Here is a 19,351-nt window from a genome sequence, read left to right as displayed (position 1 = left end):
GTATTTACTCATTAAGGATTAGGAGTTTTTAAAACAGTATACCTAATCACACATTACTAAATATTCAATTATGAATTCCCCATGCTGGAGATTGAATAATAGTTGTGGCATCCAAATTAAAAATTATCTCCTCCGAACCATTAATAAAATATCCCTGTAAAAAAGGTGATATTTTCGGATAAAACAACTCAGCAGTTGCGGGTTTCATTTCTTGAGTATCCAGCCATTCAATATCTATAAGTTGTCGAACTAATAGACCCAAATACTTACCTTTATTTTCTAGAACAATTGCCATCATTCTTGAAACTAAATTTGACCCTTGCGAAATAGGAGGATAACCTAACATTGCGTCTAAATCAACTAACCAAAGCATCTCACCACGCCAGTTATAAATACCTAAAATGCTGCTTGGCATTTGAGGAACGCCACATATTTCTGGTAATGATACTTGCAAAACTTCTGTGATGTGTTGTAGAGAAATGACGGCTGTATCACTTACTCCCAAATTAAAACTTAAAAACTTTTGCTGGGTTTCCAAAGCTATCGATCCTTTGTCCTTGATGATTTATCTTTAGCCACTATTTGCAGTTATTGTTGATTCTTGGAGAGATTCTATCTAAAAAATAGTGACTTCTAGGATTTGTTTAATTGTGAGATTTTTACTAATTAAGCAATCGCTTTAAAATTACCACTAGTTCATCTCGATCGATCGGTTTTGATAGATAACCATCAGCGCCTAACATATTACCCCAAATTTTATCTACATCACTATTTTTTGTAGAGCAAAAAACCACAGGTATATTGCTAGTGTCAGGATTATTTTTCAATTCTCGGCAAATTTCAAAACCACTTTTACCTGGTAAAATTACGTCGAGAAATATTAAATCTGGTTTATTTTTATCTATTTTGTCTTGAGCCTCTTCACTACTAGTGGCGCTAATTACAGAATAACCTGCCTGTTGCAAGTAACGGCTGATTATTTCCATATCTGTTAAGCCATCTTCAACAACTAAAACAGTATTCATGGCAATTACTCGTTAACTTTTTCTCAAAATGTAAACAAAATATACAAATCCTCAATGATTTCTCAAAAAGACATGGAAGGGACTAGAGACTAGCCCTAACCCCTTTGCCCTAACCAATATTTCACAAATCAAATAGGACTGCTATAAATACAAAAAATTGTATTTGTCTAATTTTGATTCAATCTTTATTTATCAACCTCAGAAAAAGTACGTAATCAACATAATTTAATATAAGATTTTTTAATAGAAAATAGTTTGATAAGCTAATTTTAGATTTTCAATTCTAGATTGAACATTCAAACTTTAAACATGACTAACAGCTAAATAATTTAAAAGTGAAAATACATCTAAAAGCCTAAATAAATGACAAATAAATGATTTGAGTAATAGAGTGAATCTAAAATTGTGGAACCTCAATAATTTAATTTTTACTGAGGTATAAACTCTCTAAACTTTGAGGAAGAATTGAGAACCAAAAATTGCCTTTAACTCTCCCTACTTACAAACCTCTAAATTAGATTTACTCTTATCGGTGGATACGCTCTGTGTAGGTAAATATTTACGTATTATACTCATTACCTTATCAGTCACAACAGGTTTAGTGAGAAAATCTGTAGAACCAACTACTTTGGCACGAACTCTATCTAAAAGACCATCACTGCCTGTTAATATAATTATTGGTGTGTTGGAAAATGTAGATATTCTTCGTAACTGAGTACAAATTTCGTAACCACTAGCAACTGGCATAATCAAATCCAAAAAAATCAGGTCTGGTTTATCCTGAATCAGAGTTGGTAGAGCTTGTACAGCATCTTGAATTTTGACAAACCTAAATCCATTGGAAGTGACAATATCCTCTACCATTTTGCATACTTGAGGGCTATCATCGACGCAAGCTACTAGTGGAGCAATCCGTTTTTTTGGTTGTGTGGTGGTAGAGTTATTGTTAACTTCAGTAATTCTTAAAGGCAAGTCAGGTACTTCTACCAATTCGATGATTCCTTTAAGGATATAAGGAAGCAATGAACGGGTCAGTGGCAATACACTTTGCTTCATTTTCATGGCTAAATCTCGTAGAGTGAATTTGCCATTGATTAAATTCACAAAGTTTTTGTAGACAGATGGACTTACCATCTGCTCAAGTTGTTCTGGTCGCCGTAAAATTGGTGCTAAGTCAGGAGAAAAATTTGCTAAACCTGCTTCTGACCAAATTTTCCATGAGTCTTGCATGTGCTTTACAGACATTTCTGCACTCGTGAAGCTCATTGGGGTTTCTAAGATAACTTCTTGGTTGCGATTGCAAGTTAAAGAAGCAAAGTTTCCTTGCAAAGCTAGGTCAAATAATAGTTCTGCTATTGTATTTTCCGCAATAGATTGAATCTGTTCCCTCTGAATTTTCTGTTTTTTATAAAATACTTCTATCAGCTTATAGTCCCAGTAATCAATTGATAGGTCTTGTCCACGTAACTGCAACTTATCAATATCAATCTGGGGACAATTCTGGGCTATATGTCTACGCCAACGTCGGAAGGGATGAGTTCCGCCTGTTGCCCAAACTATCCGTCCCAGTCGATAGTAAAAAGTCCATTGACTGCCCTTTGAACTTTTAATATTTAACTTGCCATTGTATTGCAACTGAGTACAAGTTTTAAATTCATTTACTAGATTATTTGAAATAAGTTCTTGATGGGGCATAGTTTGTACCTTTTATTAAAAAGCTAGCTATTAAAAACCGATACTATAGGAATCCAGTTTGATTTTTGAAACGATCTACGTAGTCAGGGAACAGGGAATAGGAAAGAAGGCTTTCTAAAATGTACTGAGTTTTTTCAGAAATCAAATATGAGTCCTATAGTGGAGCACAGCGTCAATCTACCTACCATCTCATTTAACCAGACAAGTTTCTTAAGTCACTTGTTAAAGGTAGGTAACACTTTTGTCACAGTGTTCTAGCTATATAGCGATTGGCAGATATGTGAATCAGTGCAAATGGATTTGGTATATAGCAGTCTAAATCAAGATTATTAAAAGCAAGGCAGATGTTAAGATAGCAAAACTATTGCTAGTAAAGAATTTATCTAGCAATAAAGTCTTTATCGGCAGAGTTTACTTTTCTGCTAATATTTATGACTAAAGTTATGACTAAAGTAGGTTGCCATAGTCGAGATAATAGTGTATCAAGATATCATTTTAAGAATTTTCATACTGAATCATATCCGTATAAGTTCTGAATTTTTGTTTAAAAAAGATTAGCAGTCTCCAAAGAGACTTGCTTTAGTTATTCACATTCACAATAGAGGTTAAAAATATTTATTTAAGTTTACTATTCTTAATTATTAGAATTAATGTCAACTTTTCTAGATAATATTCTTCTTAAAAAAAGGCATGCTACTAAAACAAGTAACAGCCAGATTAAAAAGTATTTATTTAGAAAATTTCTTCAAGGTTGCTTGTGGTTTTGATAGCTGATAAGAGCTGCCCTGAGATTACTTTGGTGTTCTGAAAGCAGCCGATCGCCTTCGTCTTTTTCCAAACCAGTCCAGTGCATCAATAGCGCCAGCTTGACCCATTTTCCACTACGTTCTAGTAAAAAACCCGCAGTTTCCCGACTTAAACCTGTGAGGTCTTGCAAAATTCGCAAAGCGCGATCGCGTAATTTTTGATTTGTTACTGCTACATCCACCATGCGATTGCCATAAACTTTGCCTAGCTTAACCATCACACCGCTAGAAAGGATATTTAAAGCTAATTTAGTGGCTGTACCAGCTTTCAGGCGAGTTGAGCCAGCGATTATTTCTGGGCCTGTTAATAGGCGAATGTCAATATCGGCATCAAAGCTAACTTGTTCAGCAGGAACACAGGCGATAAAAATAGTTATAGCTCCTCGCTGACGAGCAGCATGAAGCGCACCGTGGACATAAGGCGTTGTCCCACCAGCGGTAATGCCAACTACGACATCTAATTGGGTAACGTGCCGCCCTGCGATCGCAGCCTCACCATCTTCAATGCTGTCTTCTAAATCTTCAGAACTACGTACTAGTGCACCAGCACCACCAGCAATAATCCCCTGTACCAACTCTGGGGGTGTACAAAAAGTAGGTGGACACTCAGCAGCATCTAACACCCCTAATCTGCCACTTGTACCCGCACCGATATAAAATAGGCGTCCTCCGTGGCGCAAACGCTCTGCGGTGCGCTCAATTGCCTCTGCCAACTGAATTTTCGCCGCTGCAACTGCTGCGACAGCCTTTTGGTCTTCGTCATTAAACAACTCCACCAATTCCAGAGAACTGAGCTGGTCTAAGTTCAGACTATTAGGATTTACCAGCTCAGTTAAAAGATGCCCGCGTTCTTGCAAATTTGTCATTTGTCATTTGTCCTTTGTTCTACCCTACGCCGCCCTTTCTTTAGGCATCTATCTATGTCCGTTGTCATTAGTCAGTTAGCGACCAATGGCTAATACTTCGGCTACGCTCAGTACAAGTGACCAATGACCAATGACTAATGACTACTTACAACAACCCTTCCAATTTGCGACGAATTTTCTCTAATTCAGAATCAGACAATTCTGGTTCATCTAGCGGCTGTTGATTGAGAGGGAAGGTGTCTTCAACAGTATCCTCCTTCTGGGCATCTTCTTGCCAGTCAGTTTTTTCAACGTTAAGTTCTGGGGGAGTTACAACTAAATTGCTGTTTTCTGGGATGATTTCCCATTCATACCCAGCACTTTCGCAAAATTCCTTGATTTCTTCAGCATCGATCGGCTCCGGTGTCGGTGCGGGGAAATCCTGAGCTTCTAACATCAGGGCAAAGCGCGTGGCATCATCTTCTGACTCGAACATCAGAATTTTATTGCGATCACCTTCCCGAATCGTGTGAATCCCCTCATTTTCCGTTCGAGCGTTAAAAATTAACACAAAAACACGCATTGGTGTAATCATCTGTCCTTTTTAAGGTTTATTCATATTAAAGTTCGAGATTGTGCCTCAAGGAAAGTCACAGGAATAATTTTCACTCTATTCAGATTTTCCTGAAAACGCCAATATTATTAAGCATAAGTATTGGATCGAGAAAAATACCGTAACTCAACCAATGGGGTCTTGGGTTTAGTTGGCGTATCCTGGAAATGGCATAGTGAACCAATGTGCCAGTTAATGCTTGTGTGTGCCAGCGACATCCGGCAATTAATACAGTGAAAGCAAATGATTAAATCTACCAATCAAGATATTCATTCCCCCTCCCCTATCCGCAAACGTATGTGGTTGCTGGTGTTGAGCCGGGGTAGCATTGCCTTGAGTGGACTTTTACTGTTAGGAGTTATCGTTGGTATTTGGCGGTTGTGGACTTTTGTCCAAACAGAGTTAACGCCGTTAGCACAACAAAGTCTAACTACTACACTCAACCGTCCGGTAAAACTGGGAAGAGTCACACAATTTTCGTTGACAGGTGTACAGTTTGGGGCTTCAGCTATCCCAGCCACACCCACAGATGCAGATCGGGCCACAGTCGAATCTGTAGAGGTGGGTTTTGATCTGTTACAACTAATTTTTAATCGCCATCTAAAGCTAGATGTAACCTTAGTCAATCCAGATATTTACATTGACCAGGATGATCAAGGGCGTTGGATTTCCACTACCATCGCGTCGTCAGGTGGAAACAGTGCAATTAAAACCGATTTGGACTATTTGCGGTTTCGTAATGCCAAGCTGGCCTTGATGCCGGATGAGAGAGTAGAGGGAGATGAGGAGGCAGAGGAGCAGGGGGGCAGAGGAGCAGGGGGGCAGAGGGGCAGGGGGGCAGCACTTCGGCTACGCTCTGTTACCGAGGGGCAGGGGAGCAAGGGAGAAGACCCAACTTCTAATTCAGCGCTGGCTCAACACCCTGCTACTACTAACAATACTCAGCAATTGCCGGTGCTATTTTCTCAACTCAACGGATCTGCTCAACTTTTAGCAAATAACCAGTTGATACGGTTTGAAGTTGGGGGTCAAGCAGACAGTGGTGGCAATATTTCCATTCAGGGAGAGACACGTTCTAAGGTGCTAGCAGGGACTTTCCAGGTGCAAGCACAAGATTTTCTGGCTGAGAATATTACTCGGTTGATTAAGTTACCAGTGAACTTACAAGCGGGTCGAGCCAATGGCGATTTGTTAGTTCGGTTGACACCAGGACAGCAAACTTTATTGTTTGGCAACGCTACTGTGCAAGGGGTAACGCTGCAAATACCCAAAGTCCCGCAACTGTTGAGCAATAGCCAAGGAAACCTCCACTTCCAAGGAACGGAGTTGCAGTTAAATAATGTGACTAGCAACTACGGCAAAATTCCTTTAGTGGCTACGGGAATCGTCGATACTCAAGCAGGCTTGAAGTTGGCAGCGCGTGTAAATGCGGTGAGTTTGGCGAATGCCCAAGAGACTCTTAAGGTAAAATTACCTGTACCGATCGCTGGACAAGTACAAGCTTCTTTGCAGATTACTGGATCGACTAAAGAGCCAATTCTCTCCGGCTCGGTTGCCACAATTCAAACTGCTCGGATTGACAAAGTTGATTTTAATAACATCAGTAGTAAATTTGAGCTTGTTACTAGTTCCTCTTTAATTACCCTAAAAGATATTCAAGGTAAAGCTAAAATTGGTGGTGAGATTACGGGCGCTGGTACAATTCAACTTGGTAAGAGTCCGCGACTGGATTTAAATTTCGCTGCCAAGAATGTTCTAGGAGATGCGATCGCCAAAGTTTATGAAACAACACCTACCTTCCAAATTGGCAATGTCTCAGGTACAGCTCAACTAACTGGCGCTCCTACCAATGTCCAAACTGTGGTACAGTTCCAAGCTCCTAACGGAACTTACCCTGGAACGGGCGAGGTTGCGATCGCTCCAAATCGCAACGTATCTTTCCGCAATGTGGCTCTGAATGTCAGTGGTGGAATAGTTCGGGCAACTGGTAGTTATGCCAATGAGCGTTGGCAAGCTGTGGCTGTTTCCTCTGGGGTAAAATTAGAACCCTTTGTAGACAAGAGTCAACTGCAAAATGTCTCTTTGGCTGGGGCACAGTTCAATGGTCGTCTCATCCTCTCAGGCAGCACAGCACCATTTAAAATTGCCACAATTCGCAGTAATGGTGCAGGAGTTCAAATTGGTGGCGGCACAGTTGGAGTTTCTAATATCCAACTACAAGACCAAAGTTTCTCGGCTCAACTTGTAGCTAATGGTGTGCGGTTGGGACAAATATTGAAACAGTCTCCCTCAGCTTTAGATAATCCTTTGGCGGGAACGTTCCAAATCGCAGGTAGCAGAGATGATTTCAGCCTGAAAACCTTCCGTGCCAGTGGTGAGGGTCGCCTTGCTATTGGCAGGGGTACGGTTACAGCCTCTAATATCCAAGTGGCGAATGGTGTTTATCGGGCGCAAGTTCAGGCTAAAAATGTGCCTGTACAGAAGTTGGCAAAAGTGCCAAAGCAATTTCAAGGAGCATTAAATGGTCAGTTCAACGTAGCGGGTTCTGTTGAGTCTTTCCAACCGCAAACTATTCAAGCCAATGGCCAGGCGCGGATAAATGTTGCAGGTGGAACTATTACAGCCTCTAATATCCAAGTGGGTAATGGTTTATACCAGGCGCAAGTTCAGGCAAATAATGTACCTGTGCGGCAGTTGGCAGCAGTACCACCGCAGTTTCGAGGAAAGTTAACTGGTCAGTTCAACGTAGCGGGTTCTGTTGAATCCTTCCAACCGCAAACTATCCAAGCCAACGGTCAGGCGCGGGTCAATGTTGCGGATGGAACTATTACAGCCTCTAATATCCAGGTGGGTAATGGTGTATACCAGGCGCAAGTTCAGGCAACTAATGTACCTTTACAACAATTAGCAGCAGTACCATCGCAGTTCCGAGGGACGTTAACTGGTCAAGCAAACGTGGCGGGTTCTGTTGAATCCTTCCAACCACAAACTATCCAAGCTAACGGTCAGGGACGGCTGGATGTTGCAGGTGGAAATATTACAGCCTCTAATATCCAAGTAGCTAATGGTCGCTATCAAGCTGTAGTTGATGCTGCCGGTGTGGAATTAAATCGGTTAAATCAACAATTGCGGGGTCAGTTTGGCGGTCAGTTGCAATTAGCTGGCACGCTAGGATCGTCCAAATTAGCTGATGTACGTGCTGCTGGACAGGTGCAATTATCTCAAGGTATCCCTGGTTTAGAGCAACCCTTGACAGCTGCGATCGCTTGGAGTGGTGAAAGGTTGACCATTGAGCGAGCAACGGCTCCCGGTTTAAGTGTTACTGGTAACATATTAGCCAATGCAAAGCAAGCAGGGATACCGGAAATTACTGCCCTAAATCTCAACGTCCAGGCGCAGAATTACAACTTAAAACAGTTACCGATTAATCTTCCCAATCAGGTTGCCGTGGCGGGGAGAGTAGATTTTAATGGTCAAATCACTGGAAAACTGCCCTTACCAAATGTAGTAGGGCAAATCAACTTACGAGACTTGGTTGTTCAAGATATTGCTTTTGAGCCGTTGTTAACTGGAAACATCGATTCAGTACAGGGACGCGGTTTGAGTTTAAACTTGGCAGGTAATAGCGATCGCCTGAACTTCAATTTAGATGCCAATAATCGCCCGAAATCTTTCTTAGTCAAGTGGCAGCAAGCATCAGCCACAGGTAATGTTCAAGGGAATGATTGGGCGCTGAAAGTTGCCAATTTCCCCTTACAAATATTGAATTTGACTCCGCCACCCATTACTCGCTTGGGTGCTGGTAAGATAACTGGGTTGTTGACAGGGGATTTGCTGTTTAATCAGCAGACATTGGCAACAACGGGAAATTTAGCGATCGCAAATCCCCAAATTGGCCGGGTTAAAGGCGATCGTTTAGCTGCTCAATTCCGCTACGGTGATGGTAAAGCCACACTCACTAATAGCGAATTTGTCAAAGGAAAAAGTAGCTACGCCCTTGTTGGGACTGTGACTCAAAGCCGTAAAGGGCCTCAACTCCAAGGTAAACTGAACGTCAAGCAGGGTGAGATCCAAGATGTTCTGGCTGTAGCAAAGGTATTTGATTTACAAAATTTGCCTGGTGGTTCGCCAGAAATCTACGGCACAGCAGCGGATCTGACTACTAACCCCCAAGGAACGCCAAATGAACCCTTATTCACCCAAATTCAACGGTTTTCTGAAATTGAAGCTTTAGTGGCAGAACAGGAAGAACAGCGACTTAATTCAACTCCAATACCAGATTTGGCAGACTTAAAAGGGACTTTCAATGGAGAAGTGGCTGTAAATACAGCAACAGCCAATGGGTTATCAGTGGATTTTAATTTGAATGGACAAGACTTTGCCTGGGGTAAAAAGGAAGAACGAAATCGTTTTTATACTGCCGAAAAAGTGATTGCCGAAGGCAACTTTGAGAACGGTGTTTTAAGTTTGCGACCATTACGAATCGAATCTCAAAACAGACTGATTGCATTTACAGGTAACGTTGGTGGTGATGAACAATCTGGTCAGCTGCGGGTGAATAATTTTCCAGTACAACTATTGAATAATGTTGTCAAATTACCAGTTGGAATCACAGGTAATCTTAACGGTACAGCAGCTTTAGCAGGCAGCATTGCTAATCCCCAAGCTAGAGGGGAATTGCAAATCACAGAAGGAATACTAAATCAGAGCAAAATAGAGTCAGCAACAGCAAGTTTCAGCTATGCCAATGGACGTTTAAATTTTGGTAGTACTGTAGCAGTTGCTGGGCCAAAACCTGTTGATATTACTGGCAGCATCCCTTATAAATTACCTTTTGCTTCCGTCGCACCAGACAGCGATCAAATCAGTTTAGATATGAAGTTAGAAAACGAGGGATTGGGGCTGCTAAACGCATTGACTAATCAAGTGGTATTTGAAAAAGGTGAAGGAGAAGTAGACCTCAAGGTGCGAGGAACGCTGCAAAAACCTGAAGTAAATGGAATTGCTACTGTCAATAATGCTACTTTTTCAGCCCAGGCTTTACCAGGTAAGCTGAGACGCGTCACAGGTAGAGTTCTGTTTAATTTTGACAGCATCTTAGTAGAAAATCTTCAAGGTAGATTTAGCCGTGGGAAGGTAGAAGCTGCTGGTGAAATTCCCATCTTCAACAATGAGAACGTAAATATCAAAAATCCCCTGACTGTTAATCTCGATCAGTTAGCGTTGAATCTCAAGGGACTTTATCAGGGAGGCGCTAGTGGCAATTTGCAGATTACTGGTTCTGCCCTTAATCCCATAATTGGCGGTAGAGTAAATTTATTTGATGGTAAAGTATTGCTGGCAGAATCTACCAATGCCACGACATCTGAAAATGGTAGTATTGGCGTATCACCCACGAAAGATAATAAGCAGAGCAAATCTGAAATTGGAAATGGGACAGGAAATACTAACGCCAGATTTAATAATTTAGATTTGGAACTAGGTAAAAACGTCCAAATTACCCGTGACCCTATTCTCAACTTCCGCGCCAGCGGTAATCTCATAGTTAACGGCTTAATCAATCAGCCTATACCCGATGGCACTATTCAGTTAGAAAAAGGAGGGGTAAATTTATTTACTACCCAATTTAACCTTGCTCGTGGCTATAAACACACTGCAACCTTTAGTCCTTCTCAACCCCGCGACCCCAACTTAGATATTCGGCTATTTGCCAAAGTACTGGATGTCACTCAAAGTAATGACTTCAGCCGAGTAAATTCTACAGGTTTATCAGCGTTAGAGAGTGTTCGAGTCGAAGCTACTATCAACGGTTTAGCTAGCAAACTGAATGAAAATTTAGAATTAACAAGTAGTCCATCACGCAGTCAAACCGAAATTGTTGCTCTTTTAGGAGGTGGATTTGTAGACACCCAAGGACGTGCAGACAGTACTTTAGGTCTGATTAACATTGCAGGTTCGGCTGTGTTTAACAATTTCCAATCAGCTTTTAACCAGATTGGGAGTACTTTTGGCTTAAGTGAACTGCGGATATTTCCTACCGTGATATCTGAGAATCCTGAAGCTGGAAGAAGCAATTCAACTTTGGAATTAGCAGCAGAGGCTGGGGTTGACATTTCTTCCAAAATATCAGTTTCCAGCATTAAAATTTTGACAACAAATGACCCCTTTCAATGGGGTATTAATTACCGGATAAACAATGAATTTCGTGTGCGTGCCTCCACTAACTTAACCGATGACAGTCGTGCAGTAGTGGAATATCAAAAGCGGTTTTAAAGAAATCTCTTAAATTACGAATTACTTCCTGTTCCCTCTTTTCCTTGCTTGTCAATAGCTTGCTGTACTTGTTTAACATCCAATTCTAATGCTTCAGCAATTTGCTCTATACTTAAACCCAACTTAAGTAAACGTGGTATAGTATTGAGCTTTGTTTCTTTGCGAACCTCTTCTTTTACTTCCTGCTTTGTTTCTTCCTTTACTTCCTGGTAAAATTTGGTTTGTCTCCAATCGGTTAATCCAAACATTGCTTCTAACTCCTGCTGACTTTTGTTTACAAATTTGTAGATAAGCATTCTCTCTACTAATTCTAAAAGATTGCTACGGTTAGCTTCATCCGTTTGTTGTACTTGTTTTATCAAATTTTTCGCTTGCTGTACGGCTTGATCTTCGGCTGCAACTACTAACTTAATTACGCCTAGCCCAATCGAAGATGATGGTACATCATTTAACTCGTCTAAATAAATTATACGAATTTGCTGTGGAGCTAATGATGTTTGATAAATAAATGGTATACCTGGATCGAGACTACGTTGAGCAAAAAGTAATACTGCTTGCCAACGACGTTGAGGTTTATATTGATTGATATAAAGGAATGCTTCTGTGATTATTCGCCAGTAAATATCATCATCGCGCTGAAACTGTACCTCAACAAAATAGATTGTGTCTTCTGGGTAGTCAGGTTTGGGTAAGAATAAGCCATCGATACGACGTGCTAGTTCTTTGATTTCTACTGAGGTAAATTGGTAGTGTAATGCTAAAGCTTCCGATTGTCCCAAAAGTTCAAATAAGACACCTGGAAGAGTTTGGAATAAAGTGTAAAAAATCGTGTCTGTTTTCATGCACTCTCGATATTTGAATATTTTCAGATTATCGGAGATAAGAGAAAATGATTTTTTTAAATTAATTAAATTGTGATATCATCACTTTGCCGATTAATAGTTAATCGCAAAACTGACAATCCTAAAATTATCAAAAATAGCACCAGACCAATTGTGCAAGCATAGCTAATTTCTAAGTTATTGAAGGCTTGCTCATATAAATAATAAACAATCGTTTTCGAGCTACTGAGTGGGCCTCCTTGAGTCATAATGTAGACTTCTTCAAAGACTTTGGTCGCAGAAATAGCCGAAATTACTGCCACTAAGGCTAAATATGGCTTCATTAAAGGTATGGTAATATCCCAATGTTTGCTAATACCATCAGAGCCATCAATGGCTGCTGCTTCGTAAACATCAGCGGGAATTGATTGCAACCCCGCTAAATAAATCACCATGTAGTAGCCTAATCCTTTCCATACGGTGACAGCCATGACGCTGGCAAGAGAAATTGGTACAATGCCAAAAATTTTTGCTGGGCTAGTTAGCCAAGGAATACCTTCTGGAAAAAGACCTAAAGCTTTAAATAACTGATTCAGTAATCCGTTTTCTGCATACAGCCATTTCCAAGCTATTCCTGCAACCACCATTGAAATTACCACTGGAGTGTAGTACGCTGCTCTAAACCAATTCATTCCCCGCAGTTTCTGATTTACCAAAATTGCCAGTACTAAGGGAGCAATTACTAAAATTGGTACTACACCTACAAGATATAAAAAAGTGTTTTCTAAGGTTTTCCAAAAAACTGCATCCTTCCAAAGCTTGAAAAAGTTGGCGAAACCTATCCATTGTGGCGGCTGGGCAATGTCTTCATAGCTGGTAAAGCTAAGGTAAAATGCTTGCAATGCAGGCCAAAAGACAGTTAACCCTAAAAGTACTAAGGCGGGTAGTAAGAATAAATAAGGGGTAAGGCGCTGTTTGATGAACATCCAATTTTTAGGTATCAATTGATTCATAAGAAGTTGAATAGTTGTTTTTGCTTTGTCAAAACAAGAATTTGGAGATGTGAGTAGATTTAAGCTTCAATATTTTAAGGGCATTATTTGCTTGTGTAAGCATTGGCGTAGCCTCTCGTAGAGAAGTTCGTCGTAGACATCGCTAATTAATAACTTGGAGATCAACTGCAATGGAAACTCAGCACAATCCGCCAATTGAACATCAAAATGTCCCCATAAACCACCGTGGACTGCATGATTTTTTGTATAGTTCTGACAACGAACACGCCGCCATTGAGGTGAGTATAACTCCTGAACTGGCAAATAATGGTACTGAAATCATTGAGTTTGAGGCTTGGAGTGTAGCTGCTCAGAACGCTAAAATTGCCGGAGTTTACGCAGTATTAGATGCAGAACGCCACACGCAGTACATTGGCTATTCTCGGAATGTGTTGCTTTCCCTAAACAGCCATCTTCGCCAAAATGGCGAGCAAAAGTGTGCTTTTGTACGCGTGCAAGCATTTAAGTTTCCCAAACGTCAAGAAATGGAAGATTTGCGAGATGCGTGGATAGCAGAACTCGAAAGTACACCACCTGGTAATGCAACTGAAAGCGAAATGTGGGCTAGTACGGTAGGTGAAGCGACTAAGGCGGTAATGTCAGAAGCCCAACTTCAAGCCTACGAGGAGAAAAAGCTAAAACTGCGGAAAGCAATGGCTGATACAACTCTTTCTAAAGAGTTAGAAACAACAGATGCGAGTGAAGCCGAACGTCAGCGTCAACTTGAAGCTGCTGTGAACAACGATGACTGGAGTGTAATTATCGACGCACAGACACAGGAAACTAAGTATTGATTTTGTCTGCTTGAGTGCGCTATTTGACTTTTTGAGTAAGTGGCATGAAAGTTCTGTGAAAGATGAGAGTTAAGATTTTAAAACGCAAAGGGGCGCTGAGGGAAGCGCAAAAGTTCGCTGAGGAGTGAATTCTTTGCGTTCCTTTGCGTAAACCTCTGCGTTCCTCTGCGTTAAAAAAAAGGATATATATGACGACAAAATTAGATGCTCTGATTAATTCTCTAGAAGGCATAGAAACTATTACCGATTCTACCCAAGTCGCAAAATTATCCCAGGATTATCACACTTTTAGCCCTGTGTTAGTGTCGAAACTAGAGGGAAAAGTTGGGGATATCGTAGTGCGTCCCGCTAATGAAGCAGAGGTTTTAAAAGTTGCAGCCGCCTGTGCAAAACATCGTATACCTGTAACTGTGCGAGGCGCGGGAACTGGGAATTATGGACAATGTGTACCCTTGCACGGTGGCGTAATTTTAGATATGACGCGGTTGCAAGAGATTCTTTGGGTAAAACCGGGAGTGGCGCGGGTAGAAGCTGGGGTGAAGTTGGCAGCTTTGGATAAAAAAACACGAGAAATCGGCTGGGAAATTCGTATGGCACCCTCTACGTACCGCACAGCCACAATTGGCGGATTTATTGCTGGGGGAAGTGGCGGTATTGGCTCGATCCAATATGGTATGTTAGCCGATCGCGGTAATATCTTAGCATTGCGAGTGATAACTGTAGAAGATGAACCCCGTGCGATCGCATTACGCGGCGATGATGTCCAAAAGGTAAATCATGCTTGGGGAATTAATGGCATCATCACTGAAGTCGAAATTCCTTTAGGGCCGGCTTATCCTTGGGCAGAAGTCATTGTCACCTTTGATGACTTTATGACAGCAGCAAAGTTTGGTCAGGCTCTTGGCAATGCTGATGGCATGATTAAAAAGTTAATTTCTGTCTTTGCATCCCCAATTTCCCAATATTTTCACACAGTACAAGAGTATATTCCTGAAGGAAGTCACTCAGTATTTTTGATAATTTCTGAACCGAGTTTGGAATTCTTACCGGCTTTGGTACAGCAATACGGCGGTCAGATTACATATAAAAAAACAGCGGAGGAAGCAGCCAAAGGTACACATTTAGGGGAATTTAGCTGGAACCACACTACCTTGCTTGCCCGGAGTGTAGATCCTGGGATTACATACTTACAAAGCCTTTTTCCTAAAGATAGCAGTTTGCAAGTAGTAGAGCAGATGTATAATTACTTCGGCGATGAGGTAATGATGCATTTAGAATTTTTTCGAGTGAATGGTGTCGTAGTTCCTGGTGCATTGCAACTTGTGCGCTACACCACAGAAGAACGCCTCAATGAAATTATCCGCTATCACGAAGAACAGGGTGTGAGTATTGCCAATCCTCATACGTATATTATTGAAGACGGCGGCAGAAAAGTTATCAATCCTGAGCAGTTAAAATTTAAAGAAATAGTCGATCCTTATGGGTTGATGAACCCCGGTAAAAGCAAGGTTCTTCAATTCCAAATTCAAAATTAGCAAACTACAGAAACACATATCAGAAATTTCTCTGTATATTTGTGTAACCTACCTCCAAAAAGCTAGTTGCTGGGCGTTTATAATTTGTGGTTTGATTTTAAGAGCCGTGGGGATAACCCAAAATCCAACATTCCAATAATCGCCCATGATTGAAATTGACGGTTCCTACGGAGAGGGAGGCGGACAAGTTCTTCGCACTTCCTTAAGTCTAGCCGCCATTACCGGCGAACCCATACGAATTACAGGCATTCGCGCTGGACGCAAGAAGCCAGGATTAGCAGCACAACACTTAACAGCAGTTCGGGCTGCGGCGAGAATTTGTAATGCCCAACTACGGGGTGATGCTTTGGGTTCAATGCTGCTGGAATTCATCCCAGGTAGCGCTGTGCAAGCTGGAGTTTATACCTTTGATGTTAGTAAAGCACAACAAGGTGGTTCTGCGGGTGCGATCGCTCTAGTTTTACAGACAATTCTCTTACCTTTGGCATTAGCATCTGGCAATTCCCTGGTGACACTAAAGGGTGGAACTCATGTGAACTTTAGCCCGACAGCGACGTACATTGAGCAAGTTTATCTGCCCATACTGCAACGCATGGGTGTAGAAGCCCAAGTCAAGTTAGGCGCTTGGGGGTGGTATCCCCAAGGTGGAGGTGAGGTAGAGTTACAAGTAGATGGCGGTGGTAAACTCGGTGGGATCGATTTGCTAGAACGGGGAGATTTACAACAGGTGCGGGGATTGGCAGTGGTGACAGAATTGCCTTCCCATATTCCGCAACGGATGGCGAATCGTGCGGAGAATTTGTTACGGTCAGCCCATTTAAAGGTTACTGTACAGACTTTGCGAGAAAGAGGTGTGGCACCTGGGGCGGGTATTTTTTTAACTGCTGAGTATCAGAATAGCTTAACTGGCTTTGGTGGATTTGGGCGTTTGCGGTTGTCGGCGGAAACAGTTGCAGAGATTGCTTGTCAGCAACTCCTTGAGTTTCATTACACCGGCGCACCAGTGGATGAACATTTAGCAGATCAGTTATTATTGCCAGCTGCTTTAGCTTCACAAGAAAGTCAGTATCGAGTGGCTGAAGTGAGTAGGCATTTGACGACGAATGCAGCCGTAATTGAACAATTTGGGCTGGCGCAAATAACAGTAGATGAAGCTGAGAAAATAGTGTCCGTGATTCCTATCATTAGTGGATCGGGTTAGAGACTAAACACTTTTTTAAGAGTCTTGATTTTTGTAGAATCAATGCCACATTCAAGTTTAGAGATAGGATTTAAGCTTTTCCATTTGCCTTTACTAGCACTGAATATAATATCAGATGATTTTTCTATATCAATAGCTTCAAAACCATCTATTTTAGATTTTGACAAATAAATCAAACGAGTAAACACTTCATCTCTTGATGCAGATTTGATACTCACAATTTCTGGTGTTGGTAACGTCGATGGATCTGGTAATGGTAGAAGAAAGAATACTTTTGCAAGAGCATCCAACTTTTTGCCTTTAGTAATTCCGCATTTCAAGGTAAGAATATGGTTGAAATTAGACCAAGTTTTGCGATTAGACTCTGCAATTCGGTTTGTGGCAACAATAGGATCTACACCCTTTAAGGCACTACTTGGTTCTGAGATTAAGTATTTAAGTGCAGCTAGAATAGTATCTCGTGATGCTGTATTCAAACTTACTTTGGGTAAAACTTCTTTAGCTAAAATTTTTGCCTGCTCAATACTTTGAGGTTCTGGTGAGATGACTATGCACCAGACTCGCTCTAACTTAGCTTGTTGAGCAACTGCATATACAAAATGATTACTAACAACTTGATATTGATAGTCACCAATTTCTTTAACAATAACAGGAATCCAATTTCGCCCATCAGCTTGTAAAATGGTTTCTGCTGATGCTTTGATGATAAATTCAGATTCAGAAAACTTCTCTCCAGCTTTAATCTCAGTTAACTTCAGATGCATTAGTTTGCCAATATTATCAAAATCACTCATAAAATAAAGTACTCCTTAGCTAGTTCAAGATAATATTTTGCAGCTGTAGAATCCTTAAAGGCTGCTGGAATTCGAGCGAAGGCTGCACCTGCTACAATTGCATAACTAGGCAGACTGAATATTTTTGTATTGGTGTCATCTTTTATATACTTAGGATAAAAATAAGGAAGTAAATTAAACTTCGATGCTTTGATCTCTTTAGTAATAATAGCTACAATTTCCTGATTTGCTATTTTAAGCTGAGGAGGAGTTATATTTTCACCATTAAAAAATATAGGTAAGGCGATTGGGCCACCATCTTGTCTAGCTGCCTTAACTTTTGATACTAACTCTTTAATTACTTTAGCTGCATTATCTAGGGATGCTAAATTATTGTGCTTTGTAGGTATCAAAACGGCATCACAGGCGTAGAGACTACTTTGGCTAAAAAACATCCAGTTTGTCGGACAGTCAATGAATATATAATCATATTCATACACAAAAGCTTTCAGAGCATCTTTTAACCTAGCAGACCCCTTTTCAATTCTTGTAGCTAAGTCTTGTTCTGTAAAATTTCCCAGTTTTGAATCTGCGGGAATAACGTCAAACTTTAATGATTTGCCAGATTTAAATTTGACTGGAAATGGTTGAATTGTATCATGAATGTCTAAATCTCTATCGGATAGACAATCATATAAACTAATTTCTCTTACTTCTAAACCAAGAGATTTAGTTAAATCTCCTTGTTGTGGATCAAAGTCAATTACTAAAACTTGCTTTCCTTGTTGTGCAAGAGTCGCTGCTAAATTAACAGTTGTTGTAGTTTTGCCCACACCTCCTTTATTGTTGTAAACACAAACAGTTAAAGCTTTGGGTGGATTGTGAATTAAATTTTTGATATGAGAAACAATAGCATTAATATTATCTTTTTTAATTAAAATACTTGGAGTTGCAGGAAATACAACTTTTCCATGTCGCCGAAATAACTGAATGTGAACTGAATTAGTAATAATGCCCCATTGAGATGTGTTGCACTTAGAAGCAAGTAAATATCTTTTTATTTGCTCTCTAGTGTTTATATATTGAGGAGTGCCTTCTGATAAATTAATCTTGGCTCCTGAGCCTGTTGCTCGTGCCTTAACTTCAACAAGTAAATAGGGATTAGTCTTAGAGAACAAAAAATTATCACCATCAGTATTTTTGCGAGCAGCAAAATCTACTATCCCATTTCCTGTAGAAAATTGTGGAACCTGCTCTTGTTGATTAAATCCCAGTGCTTCTATAAAGTCTTCTACAAATCTCTTGCTGATAAGCGCTTCATTACTCTCATCAGGTAAAATGTTGTCTAAAATGTAGTTCCAGTCTGTAAGTAGCATCACTTAATAAGCAAACGGGAACAATAACAAAACCGTTTGTTTGATTAATTGAATCAAATTTGCTACTTAATCGACCTCAGTATTTTTAACTAATTGAATTGATTGCCATATTAAAGCTTTTCCCTAAAAGCAGGACTCTTGCATCTAGTAAATTATACTCTTGGATAAACCTCTGAGCTTTGTCGATGAACGTTTGAGCTTTGTGGATGAATGTTTGAGCTTTGTAGATGAATGTTTGAGCTTTGTAGATGAATGTTTGAACTTTCTGGATGAACGTTTGAACTTTCTGGACAAACGTTTGAACTTTCTGGACGAACGTTTGAACTTTCTGGACGAACGTTTAAGCTTTCTGGATAAACCTCTAAGATTTGTCGATAAACCTAATTTTTGTCAATGGGATCGTGCATAGAGTGTTCAGCAAAATAGAAATTTGCCCTATTCCCAACACTATAAATAAGGCAAAGGAGTTTTTATAAGGGGAGATAGAAAACTTTTGAGAAGTACAGCAGCGTAAATAATTAAAGGTTTGTAGTGATGATTTT

General features: G+C 40.5%; 14 protein-coding genes. 5 read left to right on the top strand and 9 right to left on the bottom strand.

The genetic code is table 11. From position 1 onward, the window contains the following. Nucleotides 1-64 precede the first annotated feature (64 nt). The 5 genes from V7K45_RS21410 to V7K45_RS21390 all read right to left on the bottom strand — a co-directional run bounded on the left by V7K45_RS21410 (nt 65) and on the right by V7K45_RS21390 (nt 4,966). Nucleotides 65-538 carry a chemotaxis protein CheW gene (locus V7K45_RS21410; protein ID WP_335006970.1) on the bottom strand — a complete coding sequence of 158 codons (474 nt, stop codon included), beginning with the start codon at nt 536-538 and terminating at the stop codon, nt 65-67. Nucleotides 539-662: 124 nt separating this feature from the next. Beyond that, complete coding sequence (locus V7K45_RS21405) at nt 663-1,025, bottom strand: response regulator transcription factor (protein WP_292754625.1); 363 nt, start codon at nt 1,023-1,025, stop codon at nt 663-665. A 495-nt stretch (nt 1,026-1,520) separates the two neighbouring features. Beyond that, nucleotides 1,521-2,720 carry a response regulator gene (locus V7K45_RS21400; RefSeq protein WP_335006968.1) on the bottom strand — a complete coding sequence of 400 codons (1,200 nt, stop codon included), beginning with the start codon at nt 2,718-2,720 and terminating at the stop codon, nt 1,521-1,523. A 745-nt stretch (nt 2,721-3,465) separates the two neighbouring features. Further along, nucleotides 3,466-4,392 carry an N-acetylmuramic acid 6-phosphate etherase gene (gene murQ, locus V7K45_RS21395; protein ID WP_335006966.1) on the bottom strand — a complete coding sequence of 309 codons (927 nt, stop codon included), beginning with the start codon at nt 4,390-4,392 and terminating at the stop codon, nt 3,466-3,468. A 145-nt stretch (nt 4,393-4,537) separates the two neighbouring features. Further along, on the bottom strand, nt 4,538-4,966 hold the full coding sequence (locus V7K45_RS21390) for a DUF3110 domain-containing protein (RefSeq protein WP_335006964.1): 429 nt from the start codon (nt 4,964-4,966) through the stop codon (nt 4,538-4,540). Nucleotides 4,967-5,227: 261 nt separating this feature from the next. Between V7K45_RS21390 and V7K45_RS21385 the strand changes: the two genes are divergently transcribed. Next, entirely contained in the window at nt 5,228-11,257 is a 6,030-nt protein-coding gene (locus V7K45_RS21385; RefSeq protein ID WP_335006962.1) for a translocation/assembly module TamB domain-containing protein, read from the top strand. 14 nt (nt 11,258-11,271) lie between these two features. On the opposite strand, the gene V7K45_RS21380 is transcribed toward V7K45_RS21385, so the two are convergent. Together V7K45_RS21380 and V7K45_RS21375 are read right to left on the bottom strand one after the other, a co-directional pair. Then, on the bottom strand, nt 11,272-12,099 hold the full coding sequence (locus V7K45_RS21380; RefSeq protein ID WP_335006960.1) for an Rpn family recombination-promoting nuclease/putative transposase: 828 nt from the start codon (nt 12,097-12,099) through the stop codon (nt 11,272-11,274). A gap of 65 nt (nt 12,100-12,164) precedes the next feature. Further along, complete coding sequence (locus tag V7K45_RS21375; protein ID WP_335006958.1) at nt 12,165-13,091, bottom strand: carbohydrate ABC transporter permease; 927 nt, start codon at nt 13,089-13,091, stop codon at nt 12,165-12,167. Nucleotides 13,092-13,261: 170 nt separating this feature from the next. Here V7K45_RS21375 and V7K45_RS21370 point away from each other — a divergent pair, with 170 nt between their 5' ends. The 3 genes from V7K45_RS21370 to rtcA all read left to right on the top strand — a co-directional run bounded on the left by V7K45_RS21370 (nt 13,262) and on the right by rtcA (nt 16,660). Beyond that, the gene (locus V7K45_RS21370) at nt 13,262-13,924 is read left to right on the top strand and encodes a GIY-YIG nuclease family protein (protein WP_335006956.1); all 663 of its coding nucleotides are present in this window, start codon (nt 13,262-13,264) and stop codon (nt 13,922-13,924) included. A 188-nt stretch (nt 13,925-14,112) separates the two neighbouring features. Next, on the top strand, nt 14,113-15,459 hold the full coding sequence (locus V7K45_RS21365) for an FAD-binding oxidoreductase (RefSeq protein WP_335006954.1): 1,347 nt from the start codon (nt 14,113-14,115) through the stop codon (nt 15,457-15,459). A gap of 145 nt (nt 15,460-15,604) precedes the next feature. Then, nucleotides 15,605-16,660, top strand: a complete 1,056-nt coding sequence (gene rtcA / locus V7K45_RS21360) for an RNA 3'-terminal phosphate cyclase (protein WP_335006952.1) — start codon at nt 15,605-15,607, stop codon at nt 16,658-16,660. On the opposite strand, the gene V7K45_RS21355 is transcribed toward rtcA, so the two are convergent. Together V7K45_RS21355 and V7K45_RS21350 are read right to left on the bottom strand one after the other, a co-directional pair. After that, nucleotides 16,657-17,454 (bottom strand): Rho termination factor, encoded by a 798-nt coding sequence (locus V7K45_RS21355; RefSeq protein ID WP_335006950.1) that lies wholly within the window; start codon nt 17,452-17,454, stop codon nt 16,657-16,659. The two genes, rtcA and V7K45_RS21355, sit on opposite strands and share 4 nt — an antisense overlap. Beyond that, nucleotides 17,451-18,809 (bottom strand): AAA family ATPase, encoded by a 1,359-nt coding sequence (locus V7K45_RS21350; RefSeq protein ID WP_335006948.1) that lies wholly within the window; start codon nt 18,807-18,809, stop codon nt 17,451-17,453. Before V7K45_RS21350 ends, V7K45_RS21355 begins: the two co-directional genes overlap by 4 nt. A 160-nt stretch (nt 18,810-18,969) precedes the next feature. Between V7K45_RS21350 and V7K45_RS21345 the strand changes: the two genes are divergently transcribed. After that, the gene (locus V7K45_RS21345; RefSeq protein ID WP_335006946.1) at nt 18,970-19,218 is read left to right on the top strand and encodes a hypothetical protein; all 249 of its coding nucleotides are present in this window, start codon (nt 18,970-18,972) and stop codon (nt 19,216-19,218) included. Nucleotides 19,219-19,351: the final 133 nt, after the last annotated feature.

The sequence above is a fragment of the Nostoc sp. genome, from assembly GCF_036917375.1.
Taxonomy (GTDB): Bacteria; Cyanobacteriota; Cyanobacteriia; order Cyanobacteriales; family Nostocaceae; genus Nostoc.
This window is presented reverse-complemented; position numbering and strand designations above follow the sequence as displayed.

Bases quoted from the DNA above. Each gene is read 5' to 3' on its own strand.
- V7K45_RS21405 (WP_292754625.1), bottom strand. From the start codon at position 1,025: ATGAATACTGTTTTAGTTGTTGAAGATGGCTTAACAGATATGGAAATA.
- V7K45_RS21400 (WP_335006968.1), bottom strand. From the start codon at position 2,720: ATGCCCCATCAAGAACTTATTTCAAATAATCTAGTAAATGAATTTAAA.
- murQ (WP_335006966.1), bottom strand. From the start codon at position 4,392: ATGACAAATTTGCAAGAACGCGGGCATCTTTTAACTGAGCTGGTAAAT.
- V7K45_RS21390 (WP_335006964.1), bottom strand. From the start codon at position 4,966: ATGATTACACCAATGCGTGTTTTTGTGTTAATTTTTAACGCTCGAACG.
- V7K45_RS21385 (WP_335006962.1), top strand. From the start codon at position 5,228: ATGATTAAATCTACCAATCAAGATATTCATTCCCCCTCCCCTATCCGC.
- V7K45_RS21380 (WP_335006960.1), bottom strand. From the start codon at position 12,099: ATGAAAACAGACACGATTTTTTACACTTTATTCCAAACTCTTCCAGGT.
- V7K45_RS21375 (WP_335006958.1), bottom strand. From the start codon at position 13,091: ATGAATCAATTGATACCTAAAAATTGGATGTTCATCAAACAGCGCCTT.
- V7K45_RS21370 (WP_335006956.1), top strand. From the start codon at position 13,262: ATGGAAACTCAGCACAATCCGCCAATTGAACATCAAAATGTCCCCATA.
- V7K45_RS21365 (WP_335006954.1), top strand. From the start codon at position 14,113: ATGACGACAAAATTAGATGCTCTGATTAATTCTCTAGAAGGCATAGAA.
- rtcA (WP_335006952.1), top strand. From the start codon at position 15,605: ATGATTGAAATTGACGGTTCCTACGGAGAGGGAGGCGGACAAGTTCTT.
- V7K45_RS21355 (WP_335006950.1), bottom strand. From the start codon at position 17,454: ATGAGTGATTTTGATAATATTGGCAAACTAATGCATCTGAAGTTAACT.
- V7K45_RS21350 (WP_335006948.1), bottom strand. From the start codon at position 18,809: ATGCTACTTACAGACTGGAACTACATTTTAGACAACATTTTACCTGAT.